Source organism: Amycolatopsis sp. cg13 (assembly GCF_041346965.1).
In the GTDB taxonomy this organism is placed as follows: Bacteria; Actinomycetota; Actinomycetes; order Mycobacteriales; family Pseudonocardiaceae; genus Amycolatopsis.
In genome coordinates, this window is the sequence record NZ_CP166848.1 from 4,568,466 (window position 1) to 4,588,239 (window position 19,774).

Genomic DNA, 19,774 nt, shown 5'->3' on the forward strand with positions numbered 1-19,774 from the left:
GCTTCCGGTGGCGGAAGTCGCGCCGCGTCCGTTCGGCCCACCTCGCTAGCGGTCGAAATCACCGGTGGAGCCGATTGCCAACTGGGTGCCGGTGTGACTGCTGTACAGCTCACCGGTCGCGAGAAAGGTGTAGTGGCCGCTCACTCCGCTGAACTTGGGTGTCCAGCACACCCGCTGGAACGCACCCACGTTCCCGTTCCCGCCCGAGCTGTCGCAGTTGACTGAACCCGCCGGAACTGAGTCGCGTTCGCGGTACAGCGTCGCCTGCGCCCACTGGCTGGCCGTGAGCTTTTCCCGAAACCCGAGATAGCCCCAATAGTTGTACGAGTCATCGCGGCAGACCGCGACCGTGCCCACCAGATCTCCGCCGTAATACAGATCACCGCCGCGGACCACATGCCCGTACTCGTTGCCGAACTGGCACGTCTGCGCGATCGCCGAGGCTGAAGCCGAAGGCGCGACCGCTACCGCGGCCGAACACATCAGCCCGAGCACCGTCGCCATCTTCACCGCGTTCTTCATTTCTCGTCCTCCCCCTGATTCCTGCCTCAGGCGCACGATCTGAGCGAACTGATCACGTTGTCGAAGCTGTAGCGCGGACCAAGCGGGCCTTGCCACTCCACCGAAATTCGCAACGAACCGCCCGAGTAACCCGAGTCCCGGTAGACGCACCACACGCTCGTGGTGCGGTTCCACACATACGAGACCTGATCGTTGAAAACGTGCCCGTTGATGGGTTTCGCGAGATCGGACGAGCCGAGCTGGAACTTGGCGAAGTGCCCGGTCGCGTTCGGCTCCTCCCAAACGCAGAAATAGTCGTCGGGACAATCATGCAGGTCCGCCGCGCTGGCGTACGCCGCCGAAGGCAAGATCACCGCGGCAATGGCCGACACGACAATGAAAAGAATCCTCGTTCGACGCATATTTCCCCCATCTTCGCTGTCGCGACTCCCCCAGCTGGCCAGCAAACCAGAAGGTACCGCCCGCACGCCGCGATGTGACGCATCCAGGCCGAACGTCACCCGTACGGCCGTCGACGAGATTCGCGCGCCCCTCCGCCTTACTGGTTGACATGTGACCTTTTGGTCACCTATTCTCGGTGCGTGCCCGATGAGGACCTGGTTTTCAAGGCTCTGGCGGATCCGACCCGCCGGTTCCTGCTCGACCTGCTCTACGCGCGTGACGGCCGCACGCTCACCGAGCTGGAGTCCGAAGTGGACATGTCCCGGTTCGGGGTGATGAAACACCTCAAGCTGCTCGAAGAGGCCGAATTGGTCACCTCGCGCAAGGAGGGGCGGGAGAAGCGGCATTTCCTGAACCCGATCCCGATCCGGCAGATCCACGACCGCTGGATCGACAAGTACACCGCACACCACACCTCGGCGCTGCTGGATCTCAAAGCCCAGCTCGAAGCCGAGAATCCCCAGAAGGAGCCCGGAAAATGAGCGACACCACGACCGTGCAGGTCAACCGCGTCTACATCAAGGCCACCCCGCAGGCGGTGTGGGACGCCATCACGAAGCCGGAATGGACCCAGAAATACGGCTACACCGGCTTGGCCGACTACGACCTCAAGCGCGGCGGCAAGCACCGCACCAGGCCGACCCAGGAGTTCATCGACTCAGGGTTCACCAGCGATCTCCTCGACGGCGAAGTGCTGGAGGTCGATCCGCCGCGCAAGCTGGTGGTCACGTGGAAACTGCAGATGGACCCGAGCCTCGTCGCCGAGCCGTACACCACGGTCACCTACGACATCGAGCAAACGCAGACCGCGGGCACCCGGCTCACCGTCACCCACGACGTCACCGGCGCGCCGAACCACGCGGCTCTCGTGTCCGGCCAGCACGAGGACGTCAACGCCGGCCCGGGCGAGAACGCGGGCGGCGGCTGGGCGTGGATCCTGTCCGATCTGAAGTCGGTTCTGGAGACCGGAAAGGGCATCGCGGCCTGACGAGAGGGGTGGCTGCCTTGCTCGAGGCAGCCACCCCCTTGTCACGCGCGCTGCGTCGCAGCCTTCAGCGCAGCCTTAGCCGACGCTGGTGCCCCGAGTTTGTCCAAACCGAACAGTGCGGCTCCGACCACCGGGTTCACCTCCACCACCCGCACTTGCGCTCGCGCTGCCACCTTCAGGCAGCGCCGTTCGATGTCCGCGATCACGGACTCGCCGACGCCGGTCAGCACGCCGCCGCCGAGGATGACCTCGGGAGCGGACGTAGTGAGGTCCAGGCGGCGCATGATCGCTGCCACCAGCAGGCTTACCTCCTCGGCGAACCGCGTCACCACGTCCTGCGCGACCTCGTCGCCGGACGCGGCCACCTCGAACAACAGCGGGCAGAGGCCGTGGATCTTCGCGGCGTCGATCTCCTCGAAGTGCAAGCCCTGCACCACATCCAGCAGCTTCGAAGCACCGAAGTACTCCGCCACCGCCGATTCCAACGCAGTCCGCGGGCCACGGCCGTCTTCCGCGCGGACTGCCCACCACAGGGCCTCCTCGCCGAGCCGGTAGCCGCCGCCCCAGTCGCCAGAGACCTTGCCCAGCGCGGGAAAACGGTACGAACGACCGTCCGGAGCGAAGCCAGCGCCGTTGATTCCGGCACCACACACCACTGCTACCCCGGTACCGTCGGAACTTCCGGCCCTGAGCAGCGCCAGCACGTCGTTCCCAACGTCCAAAGTGGAGCTCCAACCCCGCGCCGACAAAGCCTTGTGCAGCGCCTCTTCTTCGCGGGGGAAGTCGAGACCGGCCAGGTACGCCGAGGTGTGCACGGCGAACGGCGGCTCAGTCGAAAGCCCACCGGCACGAAGGGCCTCGTGGACGAATTCTTCCAATGCGGCAACGCATCCTTCGACGCCGACGCGCTGGGGAGAAACGCCGGGGCCGCGGGAGGCGCCAAGCACGACGCCGTCCCGCGAAACCACCAGCACTTCGGTCTTGCTGTTCCCCCCGTCGATCGCGACGACGGTGTCGCTCATGCCCGCGCCCAGGGCAGGAAATCCCGGTTGCGTGCGACGAGTTCGTCCGCGAGCTGGTCCGCCTTGGTGTACTGGCCGACCAGCGGGTGCGCGAGCAGCGCGTCCGCGACCCGGTCCCGGCCGCCCTTGATCGCGGCGTCCAAGGCCAGGTACTCGTAGGCCGTGACCCCGGCGATCAGCCCGGCGAACCGCTGGTCGACCGGGGCCTGCGGGATCGGGGTCGCGCCTGCGGAATCCACAGTGGACGAAACCTCGATCACCGCGTCGTCCGGCAGGAAGTTGAACGTGCCGTTGTTGCGGACGTTCACCACGTGCTCCTCGGCGCCGCCACCGGAGGTGAGTGCGTGCACGAGCTGCACCGCCGCCTCCGAGTAGTACGCACCGCCGCGCTTCTCCAGCGACTCCGGCTTCGTGACCTGCTCCGGGTCGAGGTAGATCTTCAGCAGCTCTTCCTCGACATCGCTGACCACCTCGGCGCGCGGACGCTCGGTCTGCTGCTTCGCGACCTGCGCGTCGTGCGAGTAGTAGTACTTGAGGTAGTACGACGGAACGGCCTGCATCCGCTGCATCCACTCGACCGGCACGCTGACCTCTTCGCCGAGGTATTCCGCGTGCTGGGCAAGGAGTTCCGGCAGCCGGTCGACGCCGTCGACCAGGACGCCACGCTCCCAGCTCAGGTGATTCAGTCCAGTGTGGACCAGCTTGACGTCGCCGGTCGAGGCGCCGAGCAGCTTCGCGAACTTGCGCTGCAGGTTGATCGCGACGTTGCACAGGCCGACCGCCCGGTGGCCCTCCTGCAGCAGCGCGCGGGTGACGATGCCGACCGGGTTGGTGAAGTTGACGATCCAGGTGTCGTCGCCGGCGACCTTGCGCACGCGTTCGGCGATGTCCAGCACCACCGGCACCGTGCGCAGCGCCTTCGCCAGGCCGCCCGCACCGGTCGTTTCCTGGCCGACACAACCGCACAGGTGCGGGAACGTCTCGTCCGACGCACGGGCTTTCTGCCCGCCGACGCGCAGCTGGATGAGGACCGCCGACGCGCCGTCGACGCCCTCCTCCAGGTTCGCGGTGGTGCGCACGCGGGCTGAGTGTCCCGCGTGGTTCAGCAGCCGCTGGCTGAAATCGCCGACCGCTTCGACCCGGTACGCGTCCGGGTCGATCAGCACGATCTCGTCGACGTCGAGCGAGGCCCGCCGCCCGGCGATGCCGTCGATCAGCTCCGGCGTGTAGGTGGACCCACCGCCGACCACTGCCAGTTTCATCCCTTGACTCCCGTGAACGTGATGCCCTTGACGAACGACTTCTGCGCGAACACGAACAGCACGATCACCGGCAGCATGATCAGCGCGGTGGCGGCCATCGTGAGGTTCCATTCGACGTGGTGCATGCCTCGGAAGGACGCGATCGCCAGTGAAAGCGGCCAGTTGTCTTTGTTCTCGCCCGTGTAGAGCAGCGGGCCGAAATAGTCGTTCCAGGTGAACAGGAAGCAGAACATCGCGGTGGCCGCGATCCCCGGCTTCGCCATCGGGATCAGCACCCGCGTGAGCACCCGGAACTCGTTGCAGCCGTCGATCTTCGCCGCTTCCAGGTAGTCCTTCGGAATGGTGAGGAAGAACTGCCGCAGCAGGAAGATCGAGAAGGCGTCGAAGAAGAAGTACGGCACGATGAGCGGCACCAGCGTGCCGGTGAAACCGAGCCGCACCCACAGGTCGTACAGCGGAACGACAGTGACCTGCGGCGGCAGCATCATCGCGACGACGACGAGCATGAAGCACAGGTTTTGCCCGCGCCACCGCAGTTTCGCCAGCCCGTACGCCGCCGGGATCGCCGAGACCAGCGCCCCGATCGTCGCCAGCGCCGAATACAGGAAGCTGTTGCCGAAGTACTCCAGCAACGGGGCCTTCCGGAACACCTCGACGAAGTTCTCGAAATGCCATTCGGTCGGCCACAGGCTCGACGTCATCGCCTGGTCGCTCTTCATCACCGAGGTGAGGAAGACGAACAGCAGCGGCAGCATGAAGATCAGGCCGAGCGCGATGCCGACCGCGTGCGTGGCCACAAAGGACAGTTTCTTGTCCCAGCGCCGCTTGAACTTCTCCCTCGGATGCACCGGAGGAGCCGGACGCGGCGGTGCCGAAAGCGTCGTCATGCGCCGTCCTCCTGATGTTGCGTCTTACGCATCTGCCGCACCAGAATCCACGTGAAGCCCGCGGAAACCAGGAACAGCAAAACGGCCATCGCCGCCGCGTAACCCATGTTGAAATACCGGAAACCCTGCACGTACAACCAGATCGGATACGTCAGCGTCGAGTTTTCCGGCGCACCGATCAGTTTCGAGTTCCCCGCGACGTCTGCCGTGCCCGCCGAAGCAGACGCCGCGACGATCGCTTGAGTGAAGAACTGCAGCGCGTAGATCATCGAGTTGACCACGCCGAACAGCAGCACCGGCGAGATCGACGGCAGCGTCACGTGCCAGAACCGGCGCACCGGGCCTGCCCCGTCGAGTTCCGCCGCCTCGTACTGCTCCTGCGGAACGTCCAGCAACGCGGCCAGGATGATGATCATCAGCTCGCCCGAACCCCACAACGCGAGCAGGGTCAGCGCGGGCTTCGACATTTCCGGGCTGTTGAACCACAATCCGCCGTCGATGCCCACGAGCCGCAGGAATCGGTTCACCGGGCCGAATTCCGGGTTGAACACGAAGACGAACGCGAGCGTCGCGGCCGCGGGCGGGGCGAGCGCGGGCAGATAGCAGAGCGTGCGGACGATGCCGACGCCCGACTTCAGCCGCGAAATCACCGACGCCACGCCGAGCGAGAACAGCACCCGGCACACGGTCAGGATGATCACCAGCCACAACGTGTTGTACGCGGCGGTTTTCACCAGCGGTTCGCTGGTGAACATGCGCACGTAGTTGTCGAACCCGATCCACTGTGGAGGGTTGATCAGGTCGTAGCGGGTGAACGAGTAGAACAGCGTCGCGCCGAGCGGGTAGGCGAAGAAGATGAGGAACCCGAGCGTCGCCGGTGCCATGAACCAGAACACCGTGCGCCGGCGCTTGGCCCGGGGAGACCCCCGCCGCGCCTGGTTCGACGCGGCAGGGGTTCCGGTTTCCGCTGTGGTCAGCGTGGTCATCCGCCGGAGCCCTTCTGCGCCAGCTCGTCGTTGATCTGCGCGTCGACCTTCTTGAGGCCCGCGTCCAGATCGGGAACCGACCCGGCCTGCCACTTCTCGGCGAAGTCGTTGACCGCCTTGAGGAACGCGTCGCCGATCGGCGTGGTCGGGTTGGCGACCAGCTTGCCGCTGTTGTAGATGTCGGTGAAGGTCTTGAACTGCGGCGGCATCTTCAGATTCGGCGAGTTCAGCGAATCCTTGGTGCTGGGCACGTTGTTCAGGCCGTTGGCCATCTCGACGAGGGTGTCGGTGTCGAGCGAGGCCTGCTTGATCAGCTCCCACGCCGCGCCGGGGTTCTTCGCGCCCTTCGGGATCGCGATGATCGTGCCGGTGCCGAACCCGCCGCCGTACTGGCCGGCCAGGCTGTCGAGCACCGGAGCGGGCGCGGTGCCGTAGTCGAGCGAAGGCATCTGGGCCTTGAGGAACGCGGTGCGGAACTCGCCGTCGTAGATCATCGACAGCTTGCCGGACTGGAACCCGTTGTCCTTCGAGTATTCGTCACCGAGACCGGCCTTGAACTTCTCGACCTTCTCGTGCCCGCCGTAGAAGTCGATGAGCTTCTTCTGGAATTCGAACATCTCCTTCCAGCCGGGGCTGGAAGCGAGCGACGACTTGCCGTCCGGGCCCAGGAACTTGGCCCCGAAGTTCGGCGCCCAGTACTGCGCCTGGTTGGCGTAGAACGGCATCGACGGCAGGAAGCCCGCGGTCTTGATCGAACCGTCCGGGTTGAACTCGGTGAGCTTCTTGACGTCCTCGAACAGTTCCGTGGTGTTCTTCGGCGGGCCCGCGATGCCCTTGGCCGCGAACTGCGTCTTGTTGTAGAAGAACCCGTACACGTCGGCGAGCATCGGCATCGCGCACCGCTTGCCCTGGTACGACGTGTAATCGCGGACCGCCTGCGGGATCTGCTCGAGATCGATCTTGTCCCGCTCGATGTAGGGCTTCAGGTCCTGGAAGCTGCCCGTCGAACACCACGCGCCGAGATTGTCGGTGTAGAAGGAGATCGCCACGTCCGGCGGGTTGCCGCCGCGGATCGACTGGGTGAGCTTGTCGTCGTCCTGGTTCCCCTCGTGCTTGATGGTGATGTTGGGGAACTTCGCCTTGAGCTTGTCCAGCGCCTTCGTGACCACGCCGTACTCGCGGTCGGTGAACTTGCTGTAGACGGTGATGGTGAGCTTGTCGTCCTTGTTCGGCGGGGCCGCGGCGTCGCCGCCGCCTGCGGGCGCGGCGGCACCGCACGCGGCGGTGGCCAGCAGCGTGCTCGCCGCGACGGCGCTGAGCAGCAGAGACCCGCGCTTGCGCGCGATTCTCCGGATGCGGGTGGGAGCGGACATGAACCCTCCTGTCCTTCGGGTGGGTCTACTCGGTCGGGGACGGGGCTTGCTCTCCGGCGGACCGACGCGGCCCGAGGAGCGTGGGGGTGACGACGCCGAAGACGTCCTCACGGGCGGTGGCGAGCGCGGACTGCAGCGCACCGGCGCGCACCGCGTTGCCCTGCACCGAAGCGACGCCGACGGGCGTGCGCGGCAGGACCAGTTCGTGCAGCTTCTCCGCGACGATCCCGGCGAACTCGTCGCCGCCGGCTCGGCTGGTCTCGCCGCACAGCAGGATGAGCTCCGGGTCGGCGACCGCGACGAGGCTGGCGACTCCGCTGGCGACTCGGCGCGCGAGATCGTCCAGAAACCCTTGGTGCGCAGTGCGACGTGCCTCGGTGACGGCATCCCAGCCGCTGTCCGCGGTGATGCCGTGCGCCTTGGCGAGCCGGGTGATCGCGGACGAGTCGACCAGGTTTCCGTACCGCGCACCCGCGGACGGCCAGCTGTCACCAGTGTCCACAGTGGCCGGATCGGGAACGCGCATCCAGTCGATCTCGCCGCCGCCACCGGTCGCGCCGCGCAGCAGCCGCCGTCCGATCACGACCGCGCCGCCGACGCCTTCGGACAGCCAGACCAGCACGAAGTCATCGACGTCCTGCGCGTTGCCGACGGTCATTTCCTCAACCGCGACAAGGTTTACGTCGTTTTCGATCTTGACCGTGACGCCGAGTTCGTCGCTCAGCCGCTTTGGCACGTCGAACCCGAGCCAGCCCGGGATGTGCGGGGCCGAGGACAGCAACCCGGTGCGCGGGTCGAACGCGCCCTGCGCGCCGATGACCACATTGGCCAGATCGTCGAGCTGCATGCCTGCGGCTTTCGTGACCCGGCGCAGCGCCTGCCCGAACGAGCCGACGACGTCCGCGCCCTCGGCCACCGGAAGCTGCACGCGGTACTCGGCGAGCACGGCCCCGGCGACATCGGCGACCACGAAGTCGGCGACCCGCGGGGTGAGGTCGACGGCCGCGACGTGCGCGAGCCCGCCGTTGACCGCCCACAGCTGAGCGCGCGGCCCGCGTCCGCCGCCGGCCCGCTCCCCCGCCTTGCCGACGAGATTGTCCTGCTCAAGCCGGGTGAGCAACTGCGCGGTGGCCGGTTTGGACAACCCGATGGCGGCCTCGAGCTCGCCCCGCGTGAGCGGCCCGTTCCGCAGCAACGCCTCGATCGCCGCGCGGTCGTTCATCTCGCGCAACGTTCGCGGACTGCCGGCTCGCACCTGACTGCTCCTTTATTAGGAAACTTTACAGACGGTTTTCCGGGACTGTAGTGAGCGCGGCCACACGCCGTCAATGGGCTAGGGAAACGGCGGGGTAACGGCTTGATACCGCGGGATGTCAGCGACCGGCAGAGGGTGACGGGGTGAGCGCGGACCGTGCGCGGTCCAGACCAGCGGAGAGGGGTGGTCCGTATCGGATGAACCGAACGGGGGTGCGCGGACGGCGGTGGCTCGATGGAGCCAGCTACGCGGTCGGGCGGGAGACGATCAACCTGCGCCGCGGTAGCCGAAGGCACGCGCGGAAGCCGCCCGATCCGGACCAGCGGGAGCGGCGACCGGCCGTCTCGCCGAATCGGTCAAGCTGTCGACGCCGCCGGAAGATCCACAATGGACCGGCGCGCGGAGATCTCGAGGAGGCACGAATCAGCGCGGATTCGGCTCGGCAAGCAAACTTTCCAGGATCAGGTGCGGGCCCACGAGCCGGGCCCGCACCAATCCATCACTCCTCAGCTTCCGCCCAAGCCTTCAACATCACTCGGGCGATCGACGAATTCCCCGGCAGCAACAAATTCGACGCGCCACCAGCGATCGGCGTCGGCACCCCAGTCCCGGCGTTCCGGAACGCAGTCCGAACGTCCTCCCGGGACACCCACAGCGCTTCCTCGATCTCGCCCTCAGCCGGAACCAGCGGTGCCTCGCGGTCCGCTCGTGCGGTGAAGCCCAGCATGATCGAGCGCGGGAACGGCCACGGCTGGCTGCCGAGATACCGCACGTCCCCCACCTCGATCCCGGCCTCCTCGCGGATTTCGCGGACGACGCAGCCCTCCAGGGACTCCCCCGCTTCCACGAATCCGGCGAGCACCGAGTACCGGTCCGGCGGCCACATCGGCTGCCGCGCGAGCAGCACGTGCGAGCCGTTGACCCCGTCGAGGTCGTGCACCAGGCAGATCACCGCCGGGTCGGTGCGCGGGTATTCCTCGTGTCCCTTGGCTTCGCAGCGGCTGGCCCAGCCGAACTGGGTCAGCTGCGTCGGCGAGCCGTCGCGGGTGCAGAAGCGGGACTGCCGCCGCCAGTGCCGCAGTGCCTGCGCGGTGGTGAACAGCCCGGCCGACGTGTCGTCCAGCTGCTCGCCGTATCCACGCAGCTCGACCCACAGCTCGCCGTTGGCGCGCGGCACTTCTTCGATCACGCCCCAGCTGCCCGCGAGCCGCACGCTGTCGACGTCGCCTTCGATGCTGCCGGGCAGCGACCAGTAGTCGACGTCTTCCCACTCGCCGAGGAACACCGCGTCGGCGGGAGGTTCAGTGCCGAAATTCATCGCCTTGCGGGTGGCCAGCGCGGAGCCGCCCTCGACGACCGGCGTGCGGCCGGTGTCGTCGAGCAGCACCACGCGGGCTTCCGACCACTTCGCGGCGAGCCGCTCCGGGTTGGTGCGCAAGGTTTCCTGACGGTCCACTGTGGAACGCGACAGCGTCGGCAGTGCCCCCAGTTCGAACGGAACGCTCATCAGTCCTTCTCGTTTGCCGAAACTCCGAGCGCGGCCAGCTTCGGCGCGAGCAGGTCCGCGTCCCCGACCACGACGCCGGTGAACCGGCCGGGCGCGAAGAACTCCGCCGCCGCTTCGGCGACCTGCTCCTCGGTGACCGCCGCGAGCCGCTCCGGGTGGCTCTGCAGCCACTCGATGCCGAGGCCGTTCGACGCCAGCGCCATCAGCTGCCCGGCGAGCCCGCCCTGGGACGACGTGCCGGTGACGAGCGAGCCCATCGCGTACTGCCGCACCGATTCGACCTCTTCGGCGGTCGGCGCCACGGTGCCGAGCCGGAACAGCTCGTACCGGGTTTCCAGGTACGCCGCCGCGGTGACCTCGTTGGCCGTGTCCGCGTCCACATTGACCACCGCGCTGTCGCCGGTGAACTCGAAGCCCGAGTGCGCGCCGTAGGTGTACCCCTTGTCCTCGCGGATGTTCTCGACCAGCCGCGAAGAGAAGTACCCGCCGAACGCCAGGTTCGCCAGCTGCAGCGCCGGGTACCGCGGGTCGGTGCGCGGCACCGTCTGCGCGGACAACCGGATCTGCGACTGCACGGCGCCGGCGCGCGGAACCAGCAGGACGTTGCCGCCGGTCAGCGCGGGCAGCGGCGGCAGCACCACGGCCGAACGGTCCGACTTCCAGCCGCCGAGCGCACGCTCCAGCTCGGCCGGAACCTCTTGCGGGTCAAGGTCTCCGACCAGCACGAGCACCGCGCCGCGCGGCAGCACCGAAGCGTTGTGCAGCGCGCGCACCTGCTCGGCGGTCACCTCGGCGACGTCCTCGGCCTGCGGGACCTCGCGGGTCGCCGGGTGGTCGCCGTACCGGTGCTTCTGCAGTGCTTCGCGCGCGATGGTGCGCGGCTGCGTGCGCGACACCGCGATGCGCTCGATCAGCCGCTCCCGCTCGCGCGCGACCTCCGTGTCGCCGTACGTGGCACCAGTGAGCACGTCGCCGAGCACGTCCAGCAGCGTCGGCAGGCCGTCGGACAGCGCGGTGCCGCCGAAGTACAGCCGCTCCGGGTCCACGCCCGCGTTGAGGTCGCCGCCGATCAGCGCGACCTCGGCGTCGATCTCCACCCGGTCGCGCCGCGCCGTGCCGGTGAGCACGGTTTCCGCGAGCACCTCCGCGGTGGCCGCGTGCATCCGGTCCTCGCCCGCGAACGGGATCCACAACCGCAGTTCGACCATCGGGACGCTCGCCTTGCGCACCGCGAGCACGCGCAGCCCGTTGGACAGCGTCGTGTCCACATGGGACAGATCGGCGGCGGCGCGCTGGTGGCCCAGCTCGGGCAGCGGGCGCGGTCCGGCGGCGGTGCGGCCGATCTCCTCGGCGCTGCGGTGTGCTGCTTTGACCTGTTCAGCCGAGGTCACTGTTCCGTCCCTTCGGTGCTTGCGGGATTCACGACGAGCACGGCGCGCGCGTCCGGGCGCAGCGCCTTCGCCGCCGCGGACACAGCCTCGCCGGAGACCGCGGACAGGCGGTCGGCGAGCTGGTAGACCAGCGACGCGTCGCCGTAAAGCAGTTCGAACGCGCCGAGCGCCAGCGTGCGCGACACGAGCCGGTCGTGCTCCGCGTGCAGGCTCGCGGCCCAGCGCGCGGTGACCTTCTTCAGTTCCTGATCGTCCGGCGGCGTGGACGCGAGCTTCTCGAGCTCCTCGTCCAACGCGGCCAGCACGCGCTCGCGCGGCACCTCCGGCGGGTGGATCGCGGTGATGGTGAACGTGTCCGGATCGCGCGCCTCGAACGGGCCGAACAGCCCGGCGCCCGCACCGATGTCGACCACCAGCGGCTCGACGTGCACCAGCCGCTGCTGCAGCCGCGAACCGTCACCGTCGGTGAGCACGCCCGCCAGCACCAGGTACGCGAGGTAGCCGTCGAGATCGTTGATCGGGTCGGGCATCCGGTAGCCCACGGCCAGCGCGGGCAGCGGCGCGTGCGCGTCGGTGTGTTCGCCGAGCAGCTGCGTCGTCGGCAGCGGTTCGGCGAACGACGGACGGACCGGAGCGGGCCGGTGCGGGACGTCGCCGAAATGCTTCTGGACGAGCGCCTTCGCCTCCTCCACCTCGAAGTCGCCCGCGACGGTCAGCACCGCGTTGGCCGGCGAGTAGAAGGTGTCGAAGAAGGCGGCGCAGTCGTCCAGCGTCGCGCCTTCGAGGTCTTCGAAGGCGCCGTAGCCGTCGTGCGCGTTGGCGAAGGTGGAGTACAGCACCGGCGGCAACAGGATCCACGGGAATCCGCCGTACGGCCGGTTGCGCACGTTCAGCCGGATTTCCTCCTTGACGACCTCGATCTGGTTCGCCAGGTTCTCCGCGGTCAGCTTCGGCGCGCGCATCCGGTCGGCCTCGAGGAACAGCGCGCGTTCCAGCGCGGCCGCGGGCAGCACCTCGTAGTAGTCGGTGTAGTCCGGGTGCGTGGAACCGTTGAAAGTGCCGCCGCTGGACTGCACGTGCCGGAAGTGCGCCAGTTTCTCCAGGCTTTCGCTGCCTTGGAACATCAGGTGCTCGAAGAGGTGCGCGAAACCGGTCAACCCCTCCGGCTCGGAACGGAAGCCCACGTCGTAGTGCACGCTGACCCCGACCACCGGCGCGGTCGGGTCAGGAGCGAGCACCACGCGCAGACCGTTGTCGATCGTGAAACGGAAGAGCTCGGGATCGGCCATGCCTCCACCCTACGCAGGCGCGGGCGTCTTGGGCTCGTCCGGTCGGAGGTGCCTCGCGCCCTCGAACGCGACGGTCAGTGCGGCCACGAATCCCCTGGTCCGCCCCAACGGCACAGTGTCCTCGCCCGAGGCGCCGTACCAGTACGCCGACAGCGAACAAGCGTTAACTAGCCAAGCGTCTGCTTCACCCAGCGCGTACGCGTACGGGAGGGCGCGAGAGACGAGCAGTTCGTCGTCTGGCGCTTCCATCGTGCACAGCTGTGCGTTGAGGCCGAGAAGGCGGTCTCGGAGGTCTAGGCCAGCCTTCGTCCGCTCCGGCAGGAGGCGGGCGGCGGCCGTCACGGCGAGGCCGGTAGCGAGAAGCACCAACCCGAGTTGTGCGTAACCGACGGTGAAGGCCAGCAGGACGGTGAGGAAGACGCCGTACCCACATAGCCGCGGACCGATCTTCGACAGTCGCTTCGGGTAGCGCCAGCCGCGACGGACCGTGTCCGCTTTTAGCTCGCGTACGCCTGCTTCGCGTACTTCGGCGAGCGTCGCGGCTTCGCCCGGCACGGCGGCTGCGTACACCGCGCGCTCGAAAGCGGTTAGGTGTTCGTCGGGTGGGTTGCGGCGTACGAGGACCCAGTTGCGTGGACCGTCTTCGGTGACCCATAGGTAGTTACGGACGCATAGGTCGAGCACTGTCGCGGCTAGGTCGACGGAACTGACACGGCCGGTGAGTAGCAGCCCTACGTGTCCAGGGAGCACACCGTCCGGCGACGAGAAGCGGCCGTTGTCGAGAAGCTGCACGGAGGTGGCGTGGCCTGGCTGCTGGTCGCGTCGGCGGCGTACGAAGACTGTGACGCCACCGGCGATCGACAGTACGGCGAAGGCCAGCCATGCCCACCACACCGGCGCGGTCGCGGCGAAGGGGCCGGTGGGGATGAGGTGCTCTGTCGCGGCGACAGTGCCGCCAGGGAGTTCGGCGGTCAGCTGTACGCGCGAGCCAGGCTGGAGGTTCGGTACCGAGACGCGGGTCAGGCCGGAGTGGTCGATTTGCGCGGCACCGCAGCGGGACGTCGAGTCGGGCGGACCGGCGAGGCAGTTGAGCGCATCCGGGATGGCGGGCGCGGCGAAGGTCGCGCGGACCAGTTCGAGGCGGGTGTCCCAGCCTCCGGCGACGTCCCAGGTGACGTGCTCGACGCCGAGGCTCGTGCCGACCGCACCGTCCACTGTGTACCGGAGGACGGATGTTCCGCCGCGTAAGTAGAAGGTCACCTGGTCGTTGCCGGTTTCGGCGTTGCCCGCGCCTTCGATGCTGATGTCGCGGATGCCGAGCACGCGGGCGTTGGCGCGCAACGGGATCGTGCGGGTCATCGAGGTGTCGCGCGGTACTGAGACTGCTTCGGTGACGGACAGGCTGCCGTCGTGCTGCACCTTCAGCGCTACCTCGACGCTCTGCGGCAAGCCTGGCAGCGACGGCTGGTCGGGTGTCGCGCAGAGGAACGGGATCAACAGCAGGGCAGCGAGTTTCATTGCGCGGACACCGCCGAGCGTCGTTCGGCCATTGCCTGGATCGCGTCGATTTCAGTCGCCAACGGGGATTCGGCCCGCCTGGCAGGACTCCCCGACGCGCGGCCACGCCGGGTGTGAACCAGCGGAGCGGCCAGGAAGGTGGCGATTCCAGCGATCAAGAGCGCGACGCCGATCAGCGCCTCGCCGACGGTGAGGGCGAGGACTACGGTCGTCACGATGCCCGCAGCGGCCAGGATGAGCCCGGCTCGGCGGACGTGCGGTTGCCTCGCGGACAGCCAGCCATGGCAATGCGTTTCGGCGTCGAGAAGGGCGCATAGTTCCGCCTGATCCGGCCGTGCGGCAGCGAGCGGACCCGGCGGAAAGGCTGTCTTGACCGCTTGTTCGAACGGCGTGAGCGGATCGGCTTCGCCATGACTGACCTGACCGTCGGCGATGTGCAGATGCCCGCGGGCGACGAGATCGAGGACCGTGCCGGTGAGGTCGAGTTCACCACGCAGCCTGGTGCGGAGACGCACCACGCTGGCACCGATGAGCAGGTAGAGCACCAACGCAAGACCACTGAGGACAGAAGGAAACCCCGGCGCGAAGGCGGCCAACGGTCCAGTGGGGACAAACCGGGCGTTCTCCGGCAACGGTCCGGTTTGGACCGCCAGATCGATCCGATCCCCTTGGCGCAGACCGTTCTGTTCGGCATGCGCTCCCCCGCTCCGGAGTTCGGAGAAAGTGCACTGCCGAGCCGATCCCGGCTGACCGGCGTAGCAATCCGCGGCGGACACTCCCGGCGCGCTGAAGGCGGCAGTGACCCGATCGACCGCACGATCCCAGCCCCCGGTGAGCTGAAACCGGACCTGCCCGGCGGTGACCGCACCGTCCACTGTGTACGAAACAGTGGCAGGCCCGGTGACCGTGATCGTCGTGCCATCAGCGCTGGCGGCACCGGAAAGATGCAGGTCAGTGACCGAGTAAAGCCGGTCCTCGTCGTCGGTGACGGGTACGCGCTCGGCGATGCGGTGGACGGCGGGGGCGTCGGTGACGATGCGCTCGATGACCGTGAGCTGACCGTCCTGGGCAGTGGTGACGGTGACGTCGTCGGCGAGCATGTCCTCAGCTCGGCGGGGTGAAAGGGTTGTCGGACTGCGGCGGCGCCGGAGGTTGGACCGGCGGCGGCGCGTAGGCGGGCGGACTGTACTGCATCGGCGCGAGCCGGGCGTGGTCGCGGTTGCGGCGTTCGGCGAGCACCGCGGTGAGGAAGACCCACGGCGGCATCCCGTGCGGCAGCGGCACCCCGATCGCCGCCGAAACCTGCTGTGCCAGGCCGAAGCCGAGCGACGCGGCCGCTTCCGGGCGCAGTTCGTGGTAGCGGCCGAGGTACTGGCGGGAGGCCATGGCGAGGTCGTCGGTGAGCCCGCTGAGGTCGAAGTGCGCGGCCCAGGCTTCCAGGCCGGGCGGCACCACGAGGATCGCCTGCGCGGACTGCGGCACGCGTTCGCGGATCACCAGGGTGCCCGCGAGGTAGTCGCCGACGCGGCGGCCGTTCGACGACGTCAGCGACACGATCACGGCCACCGCGCCGAGGAAGCCGAGCGCCCAGAAATCGACGAAGAAGCCGGCGAGCGCGCGGGTCAGCGCGTGCCGGAAGCTGATCGGGCCGCCGTCGAGGCGCACCACACGCAGGCCGAGCGCGAGTTTGCCGAGCGAACGGCCGCGGCTGAGCGTTTCGAACAGCACCGGGTAGCCGATCACCACCAGCACGAACGTGGTCAGCATCAGCGCGATGGTGAGTGCCGAGTCGAACGACCCCGCGGTCAGCATCAGCGCGACGAGCACCAGCAGCAGCAACGCGGCCTGGACGAGGACGTCGAGCAGCATCGCGACCGCGCGGCTGGCGAGCTTCGCCACCCGCAGGTCGAGGACGACGGCCTCACCGGTGACGAGATCGGACTCTTCCTGCACGAGGCCAGCGTAGAGCGCCGACGCGGGGGTCGGTGCCACTATCCTGGCGGACGAGGGAGGTGGCCGGTGGACGTCGATGTGTTCGTCGCGGCGCACAGTGCCGAATGGAGCAGGCTCGGCGAGCTCGCCGGACGGCGCAGGCTGACCGGCCAGGAGGCGGACGAGCTGGTCACGCTGTATCAACGCGCCGCGACGCATCTGTCGATGATCCGCTCGACCGCGCCCGATCCGGCCCTGCTGGCGAGGCTGTCGGCCCTGGTCGCCCGAGGCCGTTCGGCGGTGGCCGGCTCGCACAGCCCGGCGTGGCGCGAGGTCGGCCTGTTCTTCACCCGGCGGTTTCCGGCCGCGGTGTACCTGAGCCGCCGCTGGTGGATCCCGGCGGCGCTGCTGTCAGTCGCGGTGATGGCGGTGCTGGGCGTGTGGATCGCCGGCGACCCGGACGTGCGCGCGTCGCTGGTGTCGCCGGACGAGGTGCACGCGATGACCGCACCGGGCGGCCAGTACGAGACGTACTACTCGACCGGACCGGCGGCGTCCTTCGCGGCGAAGGTGTGGACGAACAACGCGTGGGTGGCGGCGACGTGCCTGTTCCTCGGGGTCGCGCTGGGCTTGCCGGTGATCGCCGCGCTGTGGATGAACTCGCTGAACGCCGGGGTCGCGATCGGCCTGATGTCGTCTGCCGGACGCGGCGATGTCCTGCTGGGCCTGCTGCTGCCGCACGGCCTGCTGGAACTGACGGCGGTGTTCATCGCGGCCGGGACCGGACTGAAGCTCGGCTGGACCGTGGTGGACCCGGGACGTCGCTCGCGAAGCGCGGCCCTGGCCGAACAGGGCCGGTCGGTGGTGGTGATGGCGCTGGGGCTGGCGTGCGTGCTGCTGGTGTCCGGCGTGATCGAGGCATTCGTGACGCCGTCGGGCTGGCCGACGTGGCTGCGGATCGGGATTGGGGCGGTGGTGGAGCTGCTGTTCCTGACGTATGTGTTCACGCTGGGGCGGCGGGCTGCGCTGGACGGGGAGACCGGGGATGTCGACCAGCGGGCCGCTGGAGACGCCCTGCCCGAGGCTGGCTGACCCTCTGCCTGGCGAGAAGTCCGTGAGGGGAACCCTGAGGGAATCTGATTCCCTCAGGGTTCCCCTCACGGATCTACAACCGGCCTGCCGCCTTCAGGGCCAGGTAGCGGTCCGCGAGGGCAGGCGGCAACTCCTCCGGAACCGCGTCCACCACCCCGACCCCATGCCGGGTCAGCCAAGCCACCGACGACTCCCGGCCGGCCAATGCCCTCTCCGCCGCGGCAGCGTCATAAACCGCCTCCGCCGACCCCCGCGAGGCGGCCATCTCCGCCACCCTCGGGTCCGCCACCGAAGCCACCAGCACCTCATGCCGGGCCGTCAACGACCCCAGCACCGGGAACAAGCCCTCTTCCAACGGCGCTGGCTCCAGCCCCGTCAGCAACACCACCAAAGCCCGCCGCCGAGTCCGCCGCAGCACCTCCGCCACCATGCCCCGAGCGTCCGTCTCCACCAGCGACGGTTCGATCGTGGCGAGGGCGTTCACCAAAGACGGCGTCGAGGCATTCGGCACGGAAGCCTGCACCCGACGGTCATAAGCCACCAGATCGACCCGGTCGCCCGCCCGGGAAGCCAGCGCGGCCAGCAAAAGCGCCGCGTCCATCGCCGCATCCAAGCGCGGCGCGTCGCCGACCCGTCCGGCCGAGACGCGGCCGGTGTCCAGCACCAAAACGACCTGCCGGTCGCGTTCCGGACGCCACGTCCGCACCATCACGTCCGAAGCGCGGGCCGTCGCGCGCCAGTCGATCGAGCGGACGTCGTCGCCGATCACGTACTCGCGCAGGGAGTCGAATTCCGTTCCCTGGCCCCGGATCAGCACCGCATTGCGGCCGTCCAGCTGCTGCAACCGAGCCAGTCGCGAAGGCAGATGCTTGCGGCTGTGGAACGGCGGCAGCACCCGAACCGACCACGGGACCTCGTGCGAACCCTGCCGCGCGGCCAAGCCCAGCGGGCCTACCGCGCGCACCGTCACCCGGGCCGCGACGCGGTCGCCGCGGCGGGTCGGGAGCAGCGCGGTCGTCAGCGCACGCCGCTCGCCGGAAGGAACGACGAGAGCATGCCGGTCGTCGGCACCGGCGCTCGGCGGCCAGGCATCCCGCAGCGAGCCCCGGACGGTGCGCCCGCCGGGGTTCGTCACGGTCAGCGTGACCTCGGCGGGCTCCCCCAGCCGGACGGAAGTGGTGCCACTGCGCGAAAACCGCAGCGCACGCACACTCCCGGCCAGCACGAGATCCACGACGACCAGCACCAGCAGCACCGCGACCACGATCGCGACGCCGGTGCCGGACGGGAACAGCAGCCCGACCACCAGCGCCCCCAGGAGCGCCAGCAGCCCGAGCCGCCCGGTGACTGCCATTTAGCGCGGCACCGGCACGGAGGCCAGCACCCGGTCGAGGACGCCGTCCGCGGTCACGCCTTCGAGTTCGGCTTCGGGCCGCACGTCGAGGCGATGCCGCAGCGCCGGACGGGCGAGCGCCTTGACGTCGTCGGGCGTCGCGTAATCCCGGCCGGACAGCCAGGCCCACGCACGCGTCACGGCGAGCAAAGCCGTTGCGCCACGCGGGGAAACGCCGATGCGCACGGCCGGGAGTTCCCGGGTCGCGCGGCAGAGGTCGACGACGTAGCCGATCACTTCCGGCCCGACGGTCACCTTCGCGACCGCTTCCCGCGCGGCGGCGAGCTCCGCCGCACCAGCGACCGGACGCACGCCTGCCGCAGCGAGGTTCCGCGGGTCGAAACCCTGTGCGTGCCGCCAAAGAATGCCGATCTCGTCCTCACGCGACGGTGCCGGCATGGTCAGCTTCAACAGGAACCGGTCCAGCTGCGCCTCGGGCAGCGGATAGGTGCCCTCGTACTCCACCGGGTTCTGGGTCGCGATCACGACGAACGGATCCGGCAACGGCCGCGAGGTGCCGTCGATCGACACCTGCCGCTCCTCCATCGCCTCCAGCAGCGACGACTGAGTCTTCGGCGGCGTCCGGTTGATTTCGTCCGCCAGCAGCAGATTCGTGAAGACCGGGCCCTCGCGGAAGGAGAACTCGCCGCTGTGCGCGTCGTACACAATGGACCCGGTGACGTCACCCGGCATCAGGTCCGGCGTGAACTGCACCCGCGTCGTCTTCAGGTCCAGCGAAGCCGCCAAAGCCCGCACCAGCAAAGTTTTCGCGACGCCCGGCACGCCTTCCAGCAGCACGTGCCCCCGGCAGAGCAACGCGAGGATGAGCCCGGTGACGGCCGCGTCGTTGCCGACCACAGCCTTCCCGACCTCGGTGCGCAAGGCGATCAGAGCCGCCCGCGCGTCCTGCATCTGT

At 68.6% G+C, this 19,774-nt stretch carries 19 protein-coding genes; 3 read left to right on the plus strand and 16 right to left on the minus strand.

Going from position 1 to position 19,774, the window contains the following annotated elements; all coding sequences use genetic code 11:
- Positions 1–45 precede the first annotated feature (45 nt).
- Together AB5I40_RS20865 and AB5I40_RS20870 are read right to left on the minus strand one after the other, a co-directional pair.
- Positions 46–522: a hypothetical protein gene (locus AB5I40_RS20865; RefSeq protein ID WP_370940204.1), complete on the minus strand. Its 477-nt coding sequence runs from the start codon at positions 520–522 to the stop codon at positions 46–48.
- Positions 523–548: 26 nt separating this feature from the next.
- Positions 549–1,022 carry a peptidase inhibitor family I36 protein gene (locus tag AB5I40_RS20870; protein WP_370940205.1) on the minus strand — a complete coding sequence of 158 codons (474 nt, stop codon included), beginning with the start codon at positions 1,020–1,022 and terminating at the stop codon, positions 549–551.
- An 81-nt stretch (positions 1,023–1,103) separates the two neighbouring features.
- On the opposite strand from AB5I40_RS20870, the gene AB5I40_RS20875 reads away from it, so the two are divergent.
- Positions 1,104–1,445, plus strand: coding sequence for an ArsR/SmtB family transcription factor (locus tag AB5I40_RS20875; protein WP_370940206.1), 342 nt, complete (start codon positions 1,104–1,106; stop codon positions 1,443–1,445).
- Complete coding sequence (locus AB5I40_RS20880; protein ID WP_370940207.1) at positions 1,442–1,951, plus strand: SRPBCC domain-containing protein; 510 nt, start codon at positions 1,442–1,444, stop codon at positions 1,949–1,951. Before AB5I40_RS20875 ends, AB5I40_RS20880 begins: the two co-directional genes overlap by 4 nt.
- 41 nt (positions 1,952–1,992) lie before the next feature.
- Here AB5I40_RS20880 and AB5I40_RS20885 read toward each other — a convergent pair whose 3' ends face one another.
- The 12 genes from AB5I40_RS20885 to AB5I40_RS20940 all read right to left on the minus strand — a co-directional run bounded on the left by AB5I40_RS20885 (position 1,993) and on the right by AB5I40_RS20940 (position 16,394).
- Positions 1,993–2,973, minus strand: a complete 981-nt coding sequence (locus AB5I40_RS20885; RefSeq protein WP_370940208.1) for an N-acetylglucosamine kinase — start codon at positions 2,971–2,973, stop codon at positions 1,993–1,995.
- On the minus strand, positions 2,970–4,235 hold the full coding sequence (locus AB5I40_RS20890) for a 6-phospho-beta-glucosidase (RefSeq protein WP_370940209.1): 1,266 nt from the start codon (positions 4,233–4,235) through the stop codon (positions 2,970–2,972). The genes AB5I40_RS20885 and AB5I40_RS20890 overlap by 4 nt, the downstream gene beginning before the upstream one ends.
- Positions 4,232–5,122, minus strand: coding sequence for a carbohydrate ABC transporter permease (locus tag AB5I40_RS20895; protein WP_370940210.1), 891 nt, complete (start codon positions 5,120–5,122; stop codon positions 4,232–4,234). Before AB5I40_RS20895 ends, AB5I40_RS20890 begins: the two co-directional genes overlap by 4 nt.
- Positions 5,119–6,108, minus strand: coding sequence for a carbohydrate ABC transporter permease (locus tag AB5I40_RS20900; RefSeq protein ID WP_370940211.1), 990 nt, complete (start codon positions 6,106–6,108; stop codon positions 5,119–5,121). Before AB5I40_RS20900 ends, AB5I40_RS20895 begins: the two co-directional genes overlap by 4 nt.
- Positions 6,105–7,481 (minus strand): extracellular solute-binding protein, encoded by a 1,377-nt coding sequence (locus tag AB5I40_RS20905; protein WP_370940212.1) that lies wholly within the window; start codon positions 7,479–7,481, stop codon positions 6,105–6,107. Before AB5I40_RS20905 ends, AB5I40_RS20900 begins: the two co-directional genes overlap by 4 nt.
- 25 nt (positions 7,482–7,506) lie before the next feature.
- Positions 7,507–8,736, minus strand: coding sequence for an ROK family transcriptional regulator (locus tag AB5I40_RS20910; protein WP_370940213.1), 1,230 nt, complete (start codon positions 8,734–8,736; stop codon positions 7,507–7,509).
- 499 nt (positions 8,737–9,235) lie between these two features.
- Entirely contained in the window at positions 9,236–10,243 is a 1,008-nt protein-coding gene (gene nudC / locus AB5I40_RS20915; protein WP_370940214.1) for an NAD(+) diphosphatase, read from the minus strand.
- Positions 10,243–11,634 (minus strand): M16 family metallopeptidase, encoded by a 1,392-nt coding sequence (locus tag AB5I40_RS20920; RefSeq protein ID WP_370940215.1) that lies wholly within the window; start codon positions 11,632–11,634, stop codon positions 10,243–10,245. Before AB5I40_RS20920 ends, nudC begins: the two co-directional genes overlap by 1 nt.
- A complete protein-coding gene (locus AB5I40_RS20925; RefSeq protein ID WP_370940216.1) occupies positions 11,631–12,923 on the minus strand; it encodes a M16 family metallopeptidase in 1,293 nt (430 codons plus the stop codon). Before AB5I40_RS20925 ends, AB5I40_RS20920 begins: the two co-directional genes overlap by 4 nt.
- Before the next feature lie 9 nt (positions 12,924–12,932).
- On the minus strand, positions 12,933–14,441 hold the full coding sequence (locus AB5I40_RS20930; RefSeq protein ID WP_370940217.1) for a DUF2207 domain-containing protein: 1,509 nt from the start codon (positions 14,439–14,441) through the stop codon (positions 12,933–12,935).
- Complete coding sequence (locus tag AB5I40_RS20935) at positions 14,438–15,541, minus strand: hypothetical protein (protein WP_370940218.1); 1,104 nt, start codon at positions 15,539–15,541, stop codon at positions 14,438–14,440. The genes AB5I40_RS20930 and AB5I40_RS20935 overlap by 4 nt, the downstream gene beginning before the upstream one ends.
- A 4-nt stretch (positions 15,542–15,545) precedes the next feature.
- Positions 15,546–16,394: an RDD family protein gene (locus tag AB5I40_RS20940; protein WP_370940219.1), complete on the minus strand. Its 849-nt coding sequence runs from the start codon at positions 16,392–16,394 to the stop codon at positions 15,546–15,548.
- Positions 16,395–16,460: 66 nt separating this feature from the next.
- Between AB5I40_RS20940 and AB5I40_RS20945 the strand changes: the two genes are divergently transcribed.
- Positions 16,461–17,465, plus strand: coding sequence for a stage II sporulation protein M (locus AB5I40_RS20945; RefSeq protein WP_370940220.1), 1,005 nt, complete (start codon positions 16,461–16,463; stop codon positions 17,463–17,465).
- A gap of 73 nt (positions 17,466–17,538) precedes the next feature.
- Here the strand turns inward: AB5I40_RS20945 and AB5I40_RS20950 are convergent, their stop codons facing one another.
- Together AB5I40_RS20950 and AB5I40_RS20955 are read right to left on the minus strand one after the other, a co-directional pair.
- Positions 17,539–18,819, minus strand: coding sequence for a DUF58 domain-containing protein (locus tag AB5I40_RS20950; RefSeq protein WP_370940221.1), 1,281 nt, complete (start codon positions 18,817–18,819; stop codon positions 17,539–17,541).
- A complete protein-coding gene (locus tag AB5I40_RS20955) occupies positions 18,820–19,770 on the minus strand; it encodes an AAA family ATPase (RefSeq protein WP_370940561.1) in 951 nt (316 codons plus the stop codon).
- Between the last annotated feature and the right edge of the window lie 4 nt (positions 19,771–19,774).